Origin of the sequence: Alteromonas sp. B31-7 (assembly GCF_015767655.1) — a bacterium.
Taxonomy (GTDB): Bacteria; Pseudomonadota; Gammaproteobacteria; order Enterobacterales; family Alteromonadaceae; genus Alteromonas; species Alteromonas australica.
On record NZ_CP065233.1, the window covers coordinates 661,694 to 678,195 of the forward strand.

A 16,502-nucleotide genomic window follows, 5' to 3' on the forward strand; every position below is an offset into this window, starting at 1 on the left:
GACAGAGGCACTATGGCTTAGGTGTGCCGGTAAAATAAGGAAGGTAGGTGGCGAGTGCTTGACGGCTTTGTTCGCTTAATAACGGGTTTTCAAGTTCAATACGTTGCCTATTTTCCAATAATGCCAAGCTTTGCTTGTATACCTCTAAGGCATAGAGGCTTTGCTGTAATTCGCCTGTTTCTAAAAGTATGAGTAACCCCTTGGCTATGCGAGTGGCTAAATCTTCTCTATCTGAACTGACAAAAAAGAACATAGGGCTATCATAATGAATGACAAGGTGAGGCTCGATGGCCAAATTATCGCCAGGAGAAAGGTTATCCCATTCATTTTGTATTTCCAGCACGCTACGTGGAAACATATCAGCAAAGCCTTCAGCAACAATTCTAAACGAGGCGCGATAGGTGGTTTCCAGTACGGGTATATTGTTGTGGCGAAAAATGCGAGTATCTGGCCAATCGTAGCCTTGAACTGCCCGCATCGTTTTTAACGCTGCCAGGCTTAAGGGGTCATTAAAGCGCGTATCGTTTGCGCGGATAAATAAGGTACGCATACCGAATAAGCCGCCCATCAGTGGAATTCTAATCGCTTTATGTTGTTTTTCTCTTTCAATAGACGTGACGCTCCAGGTCACATCCAACATACTGTGTTCTAAGCTTCGTAATTGCCGCTCTTGTGCGACTTCCTGTTCGCTCACAATAAGCTCGAAGGTCCCGTATTCATCTGCTGTTGCATCGAGTGCCATAGTAAGCACCTGCTTCGCATAGGCGTATATCGGGTCTCTACCTGGGTGAACATTGGGTAAACGTAAAACGCTATGGGGTAAGTTTGAGGCTGCCTCTACCGCGGGTTCTTTTATTGTAGTGGCAAACGCTAAGTTCCCAACCACGGCACTGGTGGCAGTGATTAGCGTTGCGCTTAATACAGAAACGAGCAGGCTACGTATAAACATTACCTTTGCCTTTAGTCTTTGCTGGTGAGTAAAAAATCATGTTCAGGGTCAACGATGAAGCGACCACTCATGGCCTCTCTGCCTAACAACATCATATAGGTCATTTCTGACCTGTCAGTGAGTGTGAGCTGAATTTCCCATTCCACACCATCCATAATAATAGGGGTGACTATAACGTAACGCTTTTCACGGGTAGCCGTCGAGCTTTTTACCCGTTTTTGGCCTTCTACTTTGGCTTTACTTCTCACCACTTTATCGACGTTGTAAATATCAGGGTGAATATCAAAACTAATCCAAAGCTCTTCATCCACCTCTATCTCTTCGATATTATCAACATGCAGAGAGGAAGTGGCCGCACCAGTATCCACTCTTACGTTCAGGTCAGTAATGAACAGTGCGGGTAAATCGCACCATTCTACTGCACCTACAATTTTCTTTTGCGTCATTAAGGTATTCTCATTCAACCATGTTTTGTTCGGATGGAAGTAAGTTATCCTGAAGCCGTTCCACATGTTCAGCCACGCTATCAGGTTGCGAGAAATACGCAATGTGATAAACGGCTTCACCTTCTTGCGTTAACGGAATGTTTTGTTTTCCAATGACCACGCCTTCCGCTGGACTTTCAATACTGCTTAAAAAGGTACCAAAAGGGTCGGCAATATTAGCCAGTTTGTCGCCTTTATTCACATGATCGCCCAATTGCGCCAGATGGGTAACAAAGCCACTTTCCACCGCACGCACCCAACCGCTTTGACGCGCAATAAAGCGCTTAATATTGTGCCCTTTACTACGGCTTTTATTTAGCATGCCTAAATGCCGCATGGTATTGATAATGCCTTTAAATCCCGCACGAATGGAAAACTCGTCATACCTAAGGGCTTGCCCAGCCTCGTAAAGTAAAATTTTAACGCCGGCTTCGCTCGCCGCTTCTCTAAGGGATCCATCTCGTAACTCTGCATTCAGCAACACGGGTACGCCAAACGCCTTAGCCATCTCTAGTACGTCTGGGTCGTCTAAGTCGGCGCGAATCTGAGGTAAATTACTACGGTGAATTGCCCCTGTGTGCAGGTCTATGCCTACGTCGCATTTACTGACTACCTCTTTAAAGAACAGGTTCGCTAAACGACCGGCTAAGGAGCCTTTTTTACTGCCTGGAAAACTACGGTTTAAGTCTCGTCTGTCGGGTAAATAGCGTGACTGATTAAGTACACCGTATACATTAACCATGGGCACGGCAATTAAAGTACCGCGTAACCGAGTAATCGCGCTAGAACGAATAAGCCTGCCCACAATTTCAATGCCGTTTAATTCGTCACCGTGTATTGCGGCACTGACAAACATCACTGGGCCAGGGCGTTTTCCACGTTTAACGTATACAGGAATGCTCATGTTGGTGGCGGTATATAGCGGTGGCATTTCCAAATCAATTTTAACGGTTTCGCCAGGAGCAATAGATTGCCCCCCAATCACTAATGTATCCGTGGTCACTTAGCCTTTACCTCTTGTTTTTGTTTTAAATGGCTCAGCACTTTTTTCAATAAAATCGATAATCATGCCAGCCACATCTTTGTTGGTGGCTTTTTCAATGCCCTCAAGGCCAGGCGATGAGTTGACTTCCATGACAACAGGGCCATTGTTTGAACGCAGAATATCTACACCACAGCAGTTTAGCCCCATCGTTTTAGCCGCGTCTACCGCTGTTTTTCGTTCTGCTGGGCTTAGTCGAACTAAGCTGGCTTGGCCGCCTCGATGCAAGTTTGAACGAAACTCTCCAGGTGCGGCCTGTCGCTTCATTGCGGCCACTACTTTTCCTCCCACAACGAAACAACGAATATCACACCCGCCCGCTTCTTTAATAAATTCTTGCACCAATATGCTGGCGTTAAGCCCCATAAAAGCCTCAATAATAGATTCTGCGGCTTTGTGGGTATCTGCAAGTACAACGCCGATGCCTTGGGTGCCTTCTAATAGCTTAATCACTACCGGAGCGCCGCCTACGGTTTTAATGACATCGTCTATTTTGTCGGGGTGATGAGCAAAGCCTGTACGAGGCATGCCAATACCTTTGCGAGATAGCAATTGTAACGAACGCAGTTTATCTCGAGAGCGGCTAATGGCCACTGACTCATTTAGGCTGTACGTTCCCATCATTTCAAATTGGCGTACAACGGAGGTGCCATAGAATGTCACTGAAGCCCCAATACGTGGGATTACGGCATCATAGTGGGGCAGTTTCTTCCCCTTATAACGAACAGATGGTCTTGCACTGGTGATGTCCATGTAGCAGTGCATGGTGTCAATCACATCCACTTCGTGGCCTTTTGCAATACCCGCTTCAACAAGACGCGATGTAGAATAAAGGCGAGGGTTACGAGACAAAATCGCAATGCGCATGGTGTTATTACCTTAAAAGTTTGTTTATATCGAGATAAAGGGTAGCGCTAGTTCTAGCTAGCTTAGGTGTTAGGATGAAATTTAGCCACCTAATTTGCGCGCATAGTAATGGAGCGGAGCGGGTCTGTCCTATGAAAAATTATTGTGGTTTCGATTTTAATAATTGAATGAAGGTCAGCAAGCTTAAGCGTAGTATGCGCCGCTTTGGTTTTACTGTTTAAACCAAGGCTAGGGTAGTTTATCTTAGTACAACGAACGACAAGTACCTGGAGTAGGGAAAAGCAAATGGCATGGTGGCAAGGCGGGGTCAATTGGGTTATTGAGTATCAAAGCAATCTTATCTGGAGCCTAGTGGTACTGGTTTTTTACCTCAGTGTTTCGCGTAAACTTTTACCTAAACTTGAAACCAACATCGAGAAAACAAAATTAAAGTCGACCAGTGCTATCAAGGGGGTTTTTGCTGCAAGAGTGCTGGTGGCAACTTTATCCCTATCTTTACTGCTACTGGCATGGGGCATTGATTTTTCTGGCTTGCTGGTGCTATCAACCTCTATATTGACCGTAACGGGCGTCGCACTGTTTGCCAGTTGGTCATTGTTAAGCAACATTACCGCCTACTTTATTTTGCTTACCAATGTGGCGTATAGAAGAGGTAATTTTGTCCGTATTCTTGACGGTGACAATTATATTGAAGGCTACATCGCTGATGTGGGGCCTTTTAGTACTCGCTTGCTGACTACTGAGCGGGAAACCTTAATGTACCCGAATAATTTAATTTTGACGCGCCCTGTATTGATTAACCCCAAACAAGCATGGGGAACCATGGGCAAAGTTGGGCTAAAAAGCAGAGAAGCCGACACCGACTCAGCGCTCCCCACAGCAAAGGGACGGAAAAAGCCCACTAAGGTGTAAATTGCGCTAGCTGGCATCGCGAATAAAGCGCGTCATACTTTGAAGAAGGGCGCGCAATTTTGCAGGTTTCAATGGCTTAGCTAGGTAGTTAACGCCTTGTTCCTTACAGCGAGTCACCAAGTCTTCATCGTGGGTCGCGGTAATTAGCGCCGCAGGCAGTACGACATTTTGTGCTGTGCGTATGGCTTCAATTAATGCTAAGCCATTCTCTTCTTTTTTATGACTTAATTGATAATCCATGAGCAAAATGTGCGGCGACACAGACGCACTGATAGACATGGCATCTTGCCACGTGTTGGCCAATGACACCGAAATGCCCCACTTCTCAAGCAGCGTTTGCATTGCGTCTAAGTTTTCTTTTTGGTCGTCCACACATAGGATACGTAAGCCACTAAAGGTGGTATTTTTGGCCTTAACGAAAGCGGCTTGAATTTGCTTTTCGCCGGCATAGGGGAGGGCGAATTTGAAGACACTGCCTTTTCCTAGCGATGACGTTACCCGAATCTGGCTATTCATTTGTTCGCCTAAGCGACGCACTATGCCTAAGCCCAACCCCAACCCATGTTCACTACTTTGGTTAGTGCGGAAAAAATCATTGAAAATAGTGTCTATTTTGTCGTTTGAAATACCTATACCAGTATCGTAAACCCCTATTGTCACCTTACCTTTTTGTTTTCTTGCAATAAAAAGGACTTTGCCTTGTTGAGTGTACTTCACTGCATTGGAGAGTAGGTTTTGAGTGATTCTATATAGGAAAGTTTTATCTGCCTTTACCCTTACCGCTTGTATCCGTACGCACAGTTTCAAGCCTTTTTCTAACGCACGCATGCGCATTTCATCAATGAGCGGGGTAAGAAGTGCACGTAAATCTACATCTTCAATGTCGGGTTTCATTTCCCCTTGGTCTAACCGTGCAATATCTAACAAGGTACCAATAAGCGCCTCGCTGGACGTCACACTATGATTGAGTTTGTCTATGATACTACTCACTTGCGTCGGCAGTTCTTGCTCCTGCAGGGCCGTGATATAAAGCTTTGCTGCATTTAATGGTTGCAATACGTCGTGGCTGGCTAGGGCTAAAAACCGGGTTTTACTGGCATTGGCGTCTTCAGCCGCTTTACGTGCGCGAATAAGCTCTTTTTCAGCTTCAGAGCGACGCTCTATTTCTAATCTAAGTTCGGCGTTAATTGAGTGAACTTCTTCAGTACGTTTTTTAATACGCGCTTCCAAATCAATATTAGATTCTTCTAGCGCTTGTTGAATTTCAATGTGCCCGGTAATGTCGTTAAAGCTGGTTACAAAACCGCCACCGGGTAAGGGGTTACCCACCATTTCAATCACGCGGCCGTCTTTACGTTGACGGGTAAAGCGGTGGGAAGTGCCCGAACGTAAATGCTCTAAACGTTTCTCAACTTCTTTGTCTACATCCAGTGTGCCAAATTCACCTTGAGCCGCGTTAAAGCGAATGAGCTTTTCAATGGGCGCTCCCACCACTAACAAATCTTCCGGGTAGGTGAATAACGCCGCATAACGCTTGTTCCAAGCCACCAGATTTAGGTGTTTGTCCACCACGCTAATGCCTTGATCCATATTCTCAAGGGACGTCAAAAGCGCGGTCATATTAAACTGCATCGCTTGCGTGGTGTCGTCAAAGAAATTGATGACTTCAGTAAAGTCCATTTTTTTACCGCGCAATACGCTATCAAGTAACACCTTGGCGCTAGAGGCGCCAATCACACCTCCCAGCGCCCGTTCACAAAAGGCAAGAAAATCTTGCGTTGGGGGTTCTTCTTTGGGCAATTCGCAATGATTTAGCTGTTGATACTGGTCAAGCAATTGCGCGCATCGTCCTTCCCCCATAAACGTAGAGAGGAGGGTGATGAGGTCTGATACCGTTATATTTGTAGAGTGTTTGCTCGTGAGATTGCTTTTAACGATAGCAGGAGAGACAAACGCTTCCGCCTGAATTCTGTCTACCAATCGCTGGGGTGCTAACCATGAAAATAATATGTACATCACGGTATTCGCCGCAAGGCTTAACATGGCCCCTTGGCTAATAAGATGGTTTTGCTCTAGGCGCGACACTTGGTCGCTAACAATAGGTAACACTAGCCACAGTACCCAGATGACTAAGCCCACCATGAGGCCAGCATATACGCCATGTGCGTGGGCGCGCTTCCAGTACAAACCGCCAACAATAGCAGGCATAAGCTGGATCACTAAGGAAAAGGCGATAAGACCAATAGAGTGAAGTGAGCGGCTGGACGTCATTTGTTGATGGTACAGGTAGGCCAAAAGCAAAATAAGGCCAATCACCACACGCCGAATAAGGCGAATTTGCTTCGAATAATCCCGCTTTTCGTCTTGTGACTCTCGAAAAGCCAGGTATCTAGGCAATATGACATCATTGGTTAGCATGGTACTCAGTGTCAGTGTGGCGACGATAATCATCGCGGTAGCGGCCGATAAGCCACCAATAAATACAATCACTTGAAGCAACGCCGATTCTGAAAACATGGCTAATGATAAAACGTAAGAATCGGGCTCTACCTGACTGCCTGCAAATACCGTTTTTCCGGCAATGGCAATAATGGGAATAATCGCCGAAATAATCGTGAGATACAGAGGGAACAACCAACGGGCGGTTTTTAAGTGGCTCAGGCTCAAGTTGTCAATAATGGCTACGTGGAACTGCCGGGGTAAGCAAACTATGGCCGCGGCTGCCATGATGGTTTGCGCGATAAAGGTAAATGAACTGAACTTTGAAAGTGCGGCTTCGTTAATGAAACTTTCAAAAAGCGGGCCGGTGGCAGATTGCTTCCACGCACTGTAGCCCACCAACGCCACCAAAATAAGCGCCAGCAACTTGATCGTAGATTCAAAGGCAATAGCCAGCATTAAGCCGCGTCTATATTCGGTTACATCAGTTTGCTTAGTACCAAAATAGATGGCGAAAACAGCAATAAAAGTGGTAGCCGCAATAATAATGACATGTGAGTTGGGTTGCTGGGTAAGCAGTTGAAATGTAGAGCCAATAGCTTTTAACTGCAACGCAATATACGGAATGGTTGCCAATAGGGCGATAAGCGTGACTAACAAGGCAACCGTTTGGCGCTTACCGTAGCGGGAAGCGATAAAGTCAGAGATGGTGGTGATATGCTGTTTCTTACTGACCAAGGTTAACTTGTAGATAAATCGATAACCCAGTACATACACCAATATGGGGCCCAGCATAATAGGAAGATATATCCAGGTATCACGACTTGCCTGCCCCACCATGCCGAAAAATGTCCACGCCGTGCAATAGATGCCTAAGGCAAGAGAATAAATGGCCGGATGCGAGGTGAGTGCGCGGGCTGTAGGAGAGTTCTTGTCTCCCCAACTGGCGAGGGAAAACAGCAGAAACAAATATAAAACAGCAAGTGTTACCCAACCAAATGTCATACCTATCCTATTAACTTAAATTTCACAAGTGTTCGTTATTTATGCGCCAATTATACCTGTATCGACCATGGTCTACCTACGACCATGGTCTCATTTGGAATTCTTTCCGTCAGGTCTAGAGTATATTGCAAGCTCCTAAATGCTTGACTTTTACTGTTTTGGAAAGGGATTGCTCTACAACTTTTCAAAGCAGTAATAACGTTAACAAAGCCGAGCGTTAGTGAAATGTAAAAATACAAACAATTAATTAACCTGACATGAGGACGGAACAATGGCATTTAGAAACGATGGCGATCAAAAAGCCTATTGGAAGGAGAACCTAGGTCTCCTTGCCAAGCTTTTGGTTGTATGGTTTGTCGTGTCATTTGGTGCTGGCATTTTATTTGTCGACGCATTAAATAACATCCAATTTTTTGGCTTTAAACTGGGCTTTTGGTTCGCACAGCAAGGCTCAATTTACGTATTTGTCGCGCTTATCTTTGTTTATATGGCAAAGATGAATGCTATGGACAAGCGTTACGGCGTAGACGAGGAGTAATACGATGGACGTTCAAACTCTCACCTTTATCATAGTGGGCGCGTCTTTCGCGCTTTATATCGCCATTGCCATTTGGGCTCGCGCGGGTTCAACAAACGACTTTTACGTAGCGGGTGGCGGTGTTCCCCCAGTGATGAACGGTATGGCCACGGCGGCAGACTGGATGTCAGCTGCGTCATTTATTTCAATGGCCGGCCTCATTTCCTTTATGGGTTATGACGGCGCCGTTTACCTTATGGGGTGGACAGGCGGATATGTATTGCTTGCCCTATGTTTAGCCCCCTACCTACGTAAGTTTGGTAAATTTACTGTACCTGATTTCATAGGTGACCGCTACTACTCACAAACAGCCAGAACCGTGGCAGTATTCTGCGCGATATTTGTGTGCTTCACTTATGTGGCAGGCCAAATGCGTGGCGTAGGCGTGGTTTTCAGTCGCTTCTTAGAAGTGGACATTGTTGCCGGCGTTGTTATTGGTATGGTTATCGTGTTTTTCTACACCGTATTAGGCGGCATGAAAGGCATTACCTATACTCAGGTAGCGCAATATTGCGTAATGATATTTGCCTATATTGTTCCTGCGGTATTCATTTCTATTATGGTGACAGGACACATTCTTCCTCAAACCGGCTTTGGTGCCACCTTGGCCGATGGTTCGGGGATGCACTTGCTGCAGAAACTCGATAACTTGTCTACCGAGTTAGGGTTTCATGAATACACCTCGGGCACCAAAAGTACGATTGATGTCTTCTTTATTACCTTCGCGCTTATGGTAGGCACTGCAGGGCTTCCTCACGTCATTGTGCGCTTTTTTACTGTGCCTAGAGTTCGTGACGCCCGTAAATCTGCAGGCTATGCACTGGCGTTTATTGCCATACTTTATACCACAGCACCTTCTTTGGCAGCCTTCGCCAGAGTGAATATGATTGAAACCATTAACGGGCCAGAACTCACCGGTACCAGTTATGCCGAAGCCCCCAGCTGGATTAAAAACTGGGAACAAACGGGGCTTATCGAGTTTAACGATAAAAACGGTGATGGTGTTATGTTCTACTCGGGTGATGAGCGTAATGAAATGAAGGTCGATCGGGACATCATGGTGCTGGCGAACCCAGAAATTGCTAATCTGCCTGCTTGGGTTATCGCCTTAGTGGCTGCCGGTGGGGTTGCCGCCGCGTTGTCTACATCAGCGGGGTTACTGTTGGTTATTTCCACGTCGGTGTCTCATGACTTATTGAAACGAAACTTTGCGCCGAATATTACCGATAAAGCTGAGCTATTTTATGCAAGACTGGCAGCGGGGGTCGCCATTGTTATTGCGGGTTACTTCGGGATTAATCCCCCAGGGTTTGTGGCGCAGGTGGTCGCCTTCGCCTTCGGCTTAGCAGCGTCCAGCTTCTTCCCAGCAATTATTATGGGCATATTCAGTAAGCGAATGAATGACAAGGGCGCGATTGCAGGTATGGTGTCAGGTATTGCCTTCACTGCGGCTTACATCATTTACTTTAAGTTTATCAACCCTGCTGCGAATACCCCTGAAAACTGGTGGTTTGGTATTTCGCCAGAAGGTATTGGTACTTTGGGTATGATGGTGAATTTCTTGGTGGCCTTTGCGGTATTTAAAGCCACAGATGATGCGCCACAAGAAATTCAGGAGTTAGTGGAAAGCATTCGCTTCCCTAAAGGCTCTGGTGAAGCATCGGCTCATTAACCTAGTAGGAGAAAAAAGGGATGTCGACTATTGCACAGCAAGTTTCAGATTTTCTTGCAACATCGGCTCCCTTTGACAGCTTAGATGAGGCGGCGCGAGATAGTTTGCTTATTGGCGCCGAACTCATTTACCTCACTCAAGAAAAAGCGGCAGACGTTAAAGCGACGTCTGCCGCTTTATACCTTATTCAAAGCGGTCAATATACGGTGAAAGACAGCTTTGAGCCGAAGCGGCATGTTAGCGACGGAGACTACTTTGGTATTCACGGTTTATTAGACCGCCAAACCTACTCAATAGACATCGTGGTAGAAAGTCCGGGTTTAGTTTTTAAGTTCGCCGCTTTGCGGGTAGCGGCGCTCTTCGACAACCCCCATGTTCTTGGTTTTTTTCAAGGGTTACAGCGGAACGATTTGCAGAACCAAGCTGCGTTGTCATCAAGTTCTATGTGGTTATACAAACCACTTGGTGATGTTTTAGAAAAATTGCCCATTAGCACTGATGAAACCACGTCTATTCAGGACGCCGCCGTGTTAATGCTTAAGCACAGCGTGTCTTCATTGCTTATTACACAGCAAGAAACTCTGGTTGGAATTGTCACCGATCGTGATTTGCGCAATAGAGTAGTGGCAAAAGGACATGATAGTCGTCTCAGTGTGAGTGAGATTATGACCAAAGCGCCGGTACAAATTACTCACCAAAAAACCGTGTTCGATGCATTAGCATTAATGACGGAGAAGAACATTCATCATTTACCTATTATTAATAAGCAGACAAACGCCCCTATAGGCATGATTACCGCTACCGATATCGTGCGTCAGCAAAAAGGCAATGTATTGTTTATTATGGGCGCGCTTTCCAAAGCCGATAGCTTGTATGCGTTGACGCGACTGTCTTGGCAACTCCCTCATTATTTGTCTTCACACGCCAAACGGATGGGAGATTTTGATATTGCGGGAAAGGTACTTTCGCAGGCCACCGACATTATGACGCGAAAGCTAATTACGTTTTTCCAACAGGCCCACGGGAAAGCGCCGATGATGTTTGCGTGGTTAGTGTATGGATCGCAAGCGCGGGAAGATCAAACCCTAGGATCGGATCAGGATAATGGCCTTTTACTCGCTAAATCCCCCAATCAAACACAGGCTGAATACTTTCGGAATATGGCGAGTTACGTATGCCAAGGCCTGGCAAAATGCGGCATAAAGCTATGCAATGGTAATATCATGGCGAGTAATGACGCGCTTCGTTTACCGTTAGATAAGGCCATTGACGAAGCCAAGCAATGGATAGCTTCACCCACTAAAAGCGCCATTATGCACTTTAATATCTTTTTAGATGTGCGTTGTGCAGCAGGAGATATTGATTTGTTTCGCCAGTTGCAACAGGCGCGACAACCCTTATTGAAACAATCTGCATTCCTAGCTGCTCTTGCCAGGCATACTAACGATATCGCTGTACCTTTGTCGGTATTTCAAAAATTCGTTTACGAAAAAGATAAGCAGCGTAAAGACACCATTGATATTAAAGTGAAGGCCATCGCGCTGGTGAATAATATTGCGCGGGTATATGCCCTAGCGGGTGGTGTGCAGGTACCTTCTACCTTAGCGCGCTTAGCTGCTTTACCTCAACAGGCTGGACTTGCTAAAAAAGATGCCGACAATTTACGTGATATTTGGCTATTTTTAAATCGCTTACGGTGGCGACATCAATTAGACAATAAAGCGACTGACAGCTGTGTGTCTATAGGTTCATTGTCTTCTATCGAAAAACATCAATTAAAAGCGTCGTTAAAAGCCATTGAAAGAGCTAAACAAGCCATGGTCATGAAATTCTCTGGTGGTATGGGGTAGTGTGGTCGTTAAATTTATTGTGGCGAAAGCTATGTGGCAACGATTTGCACTTACTCAACATAGCCAGTGCGAATTTAGATTTACTGGCTGTAGATTTAGAACTCACCTCGCTGCAAGTGGAAGACGCTGAGATAACGTCAATAGGCTGGGTAGCGGGTAAAGCAAACTCGGTGATACTAGACTCCAGTTACTATCGCCTAATCAAAAGTGACGCACAGCTAGGGCAAAGCCCAATTATACACGGCCTTACGCCTGATCTACTGAATAAGGGCGAAGGTCTTAACGACGTGGTTGAAGCCCTTCGTTCTGCCATGCTGAATCATGTGCTTGTTTTTCACAATGCCATGTTAGATTTAGCGGTGTTAAACAAAATATTTGTTCGCTACCGTTTACCAAAAATAGAAGTGGTCTATTTTGATACGTTAAAGTTGGCACTGTACCTTCTAGAGAAACGACATACCCTTGTTCCACAGCGCGGTGTATCTCTTAGCCGCTGTCGCGCCCGCGCAGGTTTACCAAAAGCGCCCGCTCACAACGCACTCGATGATGCCCTTGCCACCCTTGAGCTTTGTTTTGCACAACAGCACGAGATGGGGCTCACTAAAGAGCACGCGTTTAATCGGCTCATTCACACCCACGCAATAGGCTGGTTTACCTTAGGCAAATAAACATGCCTCACTAGGTATGTTAAAACAGCAATTCACTTAAAATGAGCCCGAATAACACTATATTTACCAGTACCCCTAGCATAAAAAAGTAGCTTCGGGGACTGGGGTTTTTCTCGGTGGCAATCCCGTAATAAAGCCACATATGAACTAGCCTACTAACTGCATACACCCAACAAAGAATAGCTAAGAATAGAGGCGATACGCCGATAAACATTGACAAAATAGCTGGCAAGGTAAATTGGTGGATATTTTCTAATGAATTGTGAAAGGTGCGGTGACTACGAAAAACGAAGCTATCGTGACTAAGGTCTTCACTTACCTTTCCCGGCACATACTGACTCTGCTTCCTATGCGCTATCGCGGCCACAAGATTTTGAATAAATACAGTTAGGCAAATAAGCACAATGGCAGCAATAGAATAAATATAAGGGGAAAACAAAGTGACACTCCGATCGAATAGTAATAAAGCTAATACGGAATAACGCAAATAGGGGTTTAAAATCCGGCTAAATTTCGCTTTTCAACTCATAGGTGTTAATAAATTGTTAACTTTAGGATCTTGCCCTATACTTAAGTTCTGTTATCAGGAAGTAAGGGCATCAAATGAACCGTCTGTGTTTAGTGTTTCTGTTGTCATGCGCTTTGGTCGGGTGTGCGTCAACGTCTCCGCCTGTTGTATTAAGTCCCTATCCTGCATTGCACGATGAGTTATTTACAAGTTATGAAGCGTTTCCGGTAGAAACCGAAGAGGAGGTGTTTTATTTAAGCCCAGAAGCAAAGGCCTTTGTGGATCGCGCCACTATTATTTCCGGTGGAAGTGCCCATCATAAAAGCGTAAAGAAATTAGTATCAGCGATTTTCGATCATTCAGAAATGGGGTTGCTATATCGTAACAATGCTAATTCTACTGCTGATACCACATTTAATAATCGCGCAGCGAATTGTTTGTCTCTCTCTATTATGACCTACGCCATGGCTCAGCATGCCGGTTTTGAAGCAAAATTTTATGAAGTTGATATTCCTGAGTACTGGACCCGTAGAGAGGGTTTTAGTTTTCTGAACGGGCATATCAACCTTCGTGTTGGCATATCGAAAGATCCCACCGTTATGAATATAGGGCCGTCTTTTGCTGACGTAGATTTTGACCCACAAATGCTACGAAATCACTTTCCCCGCATTAACGTGACGAAAAAGCGTATCCTCGCCATGTTTTACAACAACAAAGGCGCTGATGCATTGATAGCAAATAGCTACACTCGGGCATACAGTTACTTTAGAGCGGCAGCGGTCCTCGCGCCCGAGTTAGAGCAAAGTTGGGTAAATTTGGGCGTCTTGTATCGTATGGTTGGTGAATTTGATTATGCCCAACAAAGCTATGATTACGCGCTCAACTTAAATGAGAATAACTTAACCGCATGGGAAAACTTAGCCATATTGCATCGACACAAAGGTGAAATGGATAAAGCGGATGAGATTAAGGTCATGGTGGATTTTCGCCGTAAAAGTAACCCTTTCTATCATTTCATTCTAGGGGAGCAAGCGCTTGAAGAAGGTCGATATGAGGAAGCACTTACCTTTTACCAACGGGCACTAAGGTTAGACAATACGAGGCACGAAGTAGTGTTTGGGATGTCTAAAGTGTATTACGCCCTTGGCGATATCTCAAGTGCCGAACGCTTTCTAAAGCGCGCTGTTCTACTGGCACCTAATGAACAAGACGAGCACAGGTATACAAGTAAACTGTCTTCTTTAGCGAATAACGAAACGTAAAAAGCCATGGAAGTTCCATGGCTTTCGCTGTGAGTTAGCATTAAAGCTAGCTTTATAGGGGGTTAGATTACCCCTAGCTCTCTTAAACGCTCTTGCAGGTAGCTGCCTGCGGTATGACGCTCAGACAGAACGACATCTGGGCGTGGGTGTAGAAACAGTGGTAGCGAAATGCGAGACTTCGTCATGTCTGCGCCATCGGGATTTACCACTCGGTGGGTGGTAGACGGGAAATAGTGGCCAGAGGCTTCTTGCAGCATATCGCCAATATTGACGATGAGATTGCCAAAGTCGCACGGTACGTCTAACCAGCTTCCATCTTTCGCCTGCACCTGAAGCCCAGGTTCATTCGATGCCGGTAAAATAGTAATTAAATTAATATCTTCATGGGCTGCAGCACGAATCGCATCAACTTCTTCATCACCACTGAGTGGTGGGTAGTGAAGTACACGAAGCAAGGTTTGATCAGAATCTTTGATCATGTCGCCTAGTGGCTGACTGTAGTGCTTGCTGACGTCTTCTGGCGAGTGTGATTCAATCCAGCTCAGTAATTCTGACGCTAAGGTGTTAGCTTCTTCATAGTACTGAGAAAGCTGAGGGCGCAAAGACTCAGGACATTGACCCCAAGGGTAATAATGGAAATACTCTTTGATGTCTTTCTTAGTAAAGCCTTTTGCTACTTCTGACACACTTTGAGGAAAAAATCCGTCCTGCTTACCTTTGTTATAGAGGTAGTCATTCTTTTCTTCACTGTCGAAGAACCCTTGCCAGTTGTCATAGATACCCTGAACAAGAGATTGTTGAATGGGGTGATTTTTTAGTACACCAAAGCCGGTTTCGCGAAGAGACTGTACAAATTCTTCCTGAGCATTTGGCGCTTTGTAATCTACAGCTACTAATTGCATAACTTTTATCCCGTAAATTTTGATTGCGGCATTATAAAGGTAGACGGGCCGCCAAAAAAGCTAGGGTGATTGATTTAAATCAATCGCCCTAATCTAAAGTTAAATAATGTAGTAAAAGTTGACTGATTAGTCTATTTTTCTCTCTATTTAACCGAGCGATAGGTAGAAGCCAGCGAGTGCTGCACTCATCAAGTTTGAGAGTGTCGCTGCAATAACTGCCTTCATGCCTAAGCGCGCAATTTCTTTTCGGCGAGTAGGTGCCATAGCGCCTATTCCACCCATCAAAATAGCGATAGAAGAGAAGTTTGCAAAACCACAAAGTGCAAAGGTGATAATGGCCTGAGATGCTTCAGATAGCTGTGATTGGTTTTCTAAAAAATTGAGGTATGCAACGAATTCGTTAACCACCATTTTTTGTCCAATAAAGCTGCCCGCAAGTTGTGCTTCTTCCCATGGTACGCCGATTGCCCATGCAAGTGGTTGAAGTACATAACCCAGGATCCCTTCAAAGGTGACATTTTCATAGCCAAATAATGCCGCAGACCAACCAATAAGGCCGTTGAACATGGCAATAAGTGCTATGAAAGCGAGAAGCATGGCACCTACATTCAGGGCAAGTGTCATACCTGATGCCGCTCCGCTAGCAGCGGCATCAAAAACATTGGCGTAGCCGGTATCTTCGGCATCTATTTCTTTTAGTTCTTCGTTAGGTTTGCTGGTTTCTGGCAAGATGATTTTCGCCATGAGCAAGCCGCCTGGCGCGGCCATAAAGCTGGCTGCAAGTAGATATTTTAGTTCTACGCCCATGCCCGCATAACCTGCCATCACTGAACCGGCAATGGAAGCCAAACCACCCACCATGACCGCAAACAACTCAGAGGTTGTCATGTGAGGTATGAAGGGGCGAACCACTAAGGGAGCTTCGGTTTGCCCCACAAAAATGTTGGCAGCCGACGACATTGACTCTGGCTGGCTTGTTTTCAACAATTTTTGTAGTGCTCCTCCAATGACCTTAATAATTAAACCCATTACTTTTAAATGGTATAGCACAGCAATCAGTGATGAGAAAAAGACAATAACCGGAAGCACGTTGAAGGCAAAGATAAAGGCGATAGATTTATCACCGATAGGGCCAAACAAGAAGTTGATACCTTCTTGACTGTAGGCAATAATATTGGCTACAAAGCGTGTCATTGAAAGCAACACTTGTTTGCCTGGCTCAGAATAAAGGACGAAAGCCCCTACAGACGCTTGAATCGCAAACGCGCCACCAACCGTACGCCAATTAATACTGCGTTTTGCTGACGACATAGCAAATGCAATGCCTAAAAGGACGGCTACGCCCAATAAACCTACCATACTTT

The 16,502-nt window shown here is 45.4% G+C and carries 14 protein-coding genes; 6 read left to right on the forward strand and 8 right to left on the reverse strand.

What is annotated here, in order from left to right:
• Nucleotides 1-10 precede the first annotated feature (10 nt).
• The 4 genes from IUA53_RS02880 to rimK are packed head-to-tail and all read right to left on the reverse strand — an operon-like array spanning nt 11 to nt 3,343.
• Nucleotides 11-949 (reverse strand): amino acid ABC transporter substrate-binding protein, encoded by a 939-nt coding sequence (locus IUA53_RS02880; RefSeq protein WP_231401244.1) that lies wholly within the window; start codon nt 947-949, stop codon nt 11-13.
• 11 nt (nt 950-960) lie between these two features.
• Entirely contained in the window at nt 961-1,395 is a 435-nt protein-coding gene (locus tag IUA53_RS02885; protein ID WP_044058169.1) for an ATP-dependent zinc protease family protein, read from the reverse strand.
• Nucleotides 1,396-1,405: 10 nt separating this feature from the next.
• Nucleotides 1,406-2,437, reverse strand: coding sequence for a succinylglutamate desuccinylase/aspartoacylase family protein (locus tag IUA53_RS02890; RefSeq protein WP_196898322.1), 1,032 nt, complete (start codon nt 2,435-2,437; stop codon nt 1,406-1,408).
• Complete coding sequence (gene rimK, locus IUA53_RS02895) at nt 2,438-3,343, reverse strand: 30S ribosomal protein S6--L-glutamate ligase (protein WP_044058167.1); 906 nt, start codon at nt 3,341-3,343, stop codon at nt 2,438-2,440.
• 285 nt (nt 3,344-3,628) lie between these two features.
• Here rimK and IUA53_RS02900 point away from each other — a divergent pair, with 285 nt between their 5' ends.
• Nucleotides 3,629-4,255 carry a mechanosensitive ion channel family protein gene (locus tag IUA53_RS02900; protein ID WP_044448724.1) on the forward strand — a complete coding sequence of 209 codons (627 nt, stop codon included), beginning with the start codon at nt 3,629-3,631 and terminating at the stop codon, nt 4,253-4,255.
• A gap of 6 nt (nt 4,256-4,261) precedes the next feature.
• Here the strand turns inward: IUA53_RS02900 and IUA53_RS02905 are convergent, their stop codons facing one another.
• A complete protein-coding gene (locus IUA53_RS02905; RefSeq protein WP_044058165.1) occupies nt 4,262-7,699 on the reverse strand; it encodes a PAS domain-containing hybrid sensor histidine kinase/response regulator in 3,438 nt (1,145 codons plus the stop codon).
• Nucleotides 7,700-7,970: 271 nt separating this feature from the next.
• Between IUA53_RS02905 and IUA53_RS02910 the strand changes: the two genes are divergently transcribed.
• The 4 genes from IUA53_RS02910 to IUA53_RS02925 are packed head-to-tail and all read left to right on the forward strand — an operon-like array spanning nt 7,971 to nt 12,466.
• Nucleotides 7,971-8,237, forward strand: a complete 267-nt coding sequence (locus IUA53_RS02910; RefSeq protein ID WP_044058164.1) for a DUF4212 domain-containing protein — start codon at nt 7,971-7,973, stop codon at nt 8,235-8,237.
• 4 nt (nt 8,238-8,241) lie between these two features.
• Nucleotides 8,242-9,948, forward strand: coding sequence for a sodium:solute symporter family protein (locus tag IUA53_RS02915; protein WP_044058163.1), 1,707 nt, complete (start codon nt 8,242-8,244; stop codon nt 9,946-9,948).
• Between the two features lie 20 nt (nt 9,949-9,968).
• The gene (locus tag IUA53_RS02920; protein ID WP_196898324.1) at nt 9,969-11,798 is read left to right on the forward strand and encodes a DUF294 nucleotidyltransferase-like domain-containing protein; all 1,830 of its coding nucleotides are present in this window, start codon (nt 9,969-9,971) and stop codon (nt 11,796-11,798) included.
• On the forward strand, nt 11,798-12,466 hold the full coding sequence (locus IUA53_RS02925; RefSeq protein ID WP_231401245.1) for a 3'-5' exonuclease: 669 nt from the start codon (nt 11,798-11,800) through the stop codon (nt 12,464-12,466). The genes IUA53_RS02920 and IUA53_RS02925 overlap by 1 nt, the downstream gene beginning before the upstream one ends.
• Nucleotides 12,467-12,485: 19 nt before the next feature.
• Here IUA53_RS02925 and IUA53_RS02930 read toward each other — a convergent pair whose 3' ends face one another.
• On the reverse strand, nt 12,486-12,905 hold the full coding sequence (locus tag IUA53_RS02930) for an MAPEG family protein (RefSeq protein WP_044448720.1): 420 nt from the start codon (nt 12,903-12,905) through the stop codon (nt 12,486-12,488).
• A 164-nt stretch (nt 12,906-13,069) separates the two neighbouring features.
• On the opposite strand from IUA53_RS02930, the gene IUA53_RS02935 reads away from it, so the two are divergent.
• Nucleotides 13,070-14,236, forward strand: coding sequence for a tetratricopeptide repeat protein (locus tag IUA53_RS02935; RefSeq protein WP_044448719.1), 1,167 nt, complete (start codon nt 13,070-13,072; stop codon nt 14,234-14,236).
• A gap of 62 nt (nt 14,237-14,298) precedes the next feature.
• Here the strand turns inward: IUA53_RS02935 and IUA53_RS02940 are convergent, their stop codons facing one another.
• Nucleotides 14,299-15,138, reverse strand: a complete 840-nt coding sequence (locus IUA53_RS02940; protein ID WP_044058160.1) for an isopenicillin N synthase family dioxygenase — start codon at nt 15,136-15,138, stop codon at nt 14,299-14,301.
• A gap of 147 nt (nt 15,139-15,285) precedes the next feature.
• Entirely contained in the window at nt 15,286-16,497 is a 1,212-nt protein-coding gene (locus tag IUA53_RS02945) for a NupC/NupG family nucleoside CNT transporter (protein WP_044058159.1), read from the reverse strand.
• Between the last annotated feature and the right edge of the window lie 5 nt (nt 16,498-16,502).

What these genes read in the sequence shown, in the direction of transcription:
- IUA53_RS02900 (WP_044448724.1), top strand. Translation starts at nt 3,629, where the DNA reads ATGGCATGGTGGCAAGGCGGGGTCAATTGGGTTATTGAGTATCAAAGC.
- IUA53_RS02885 (WP_044058169.1), bottom strand. Translation starts at nt 1,395, where the DNA reads ATGACGCAAAAGAAAATTGTAGGTGCAGTAGAATGGTGCGATTTACCC.
- IUA53_RS02935 (WP_044448719.1), top strand. Translation starts at nt 13,070, where the DNA reads ATGAACCGTCTGTGTTTAGTGTTTCTGTTGTCATGCGCTTTGGTCGGG.
- IUA53_RS02915 (WP_044058163.1), top strand. Translation starts at nt 8,242, where the DNA reads ATGGACGTTCAAACTCTCACCTTTATCATAGTGGGCGCGTCTTTCGCG.
- IUA53_RS02910 (WP_044058164.1), top strand. Translation starts at nt 7,971, where the DNA reads ATGGCATTTAGAAACGATGGCGATCAAAAAGCCTATTGGAAGGAGAAC.
- IUA53_RS02940 (WP_044058160.1), bottom strand. Translation starts at nt 15,138, where the DNA reads ATGCAATTAGTAGCTGTAGATTACAAAGCGCCAAATGCTCAGGAAGAA.
- IUA53_RS02880 (WP_231401244.1), bottom strand. Translation starts at nt 949, where the DNA reads ATGTTTATACGTAGCCTGCTCGTTTCTGTATTAAGCGCAACGCTAATC.
- IUA53_RS02905 (WP_044058165.1), bottom strand. Translation starts at nt 7,699, where the DNA reads ATGACATTTGGTTGGGTAACACTTGCTGTTTTATATTTGTTTCTGCTG.
- IUA53_RS02945 (WP_044058159.1), bottom strand. Translation starts at nt 16,497, where the DNA reads ATGGTAGGTTTATTGGGCGTAGCCGTCCTTTTAGGCATTGCATTTGCT.
- rimK (WP_044058167.1), bottom strand. Translation starts at nt 3,343, where the DNA reads ATGCGCATTGCGATTTTGTCTCGTAACCCTCGCCTTTATTCTACATCG.
- IUA53_RS02920 (WP_196898324.1), top strand. Translation starts at nt 9,969, where the DNA reads ATGTCGACTATTGCACAGCAAGTTTCAGATTTTCTTGCAACATCGGCT.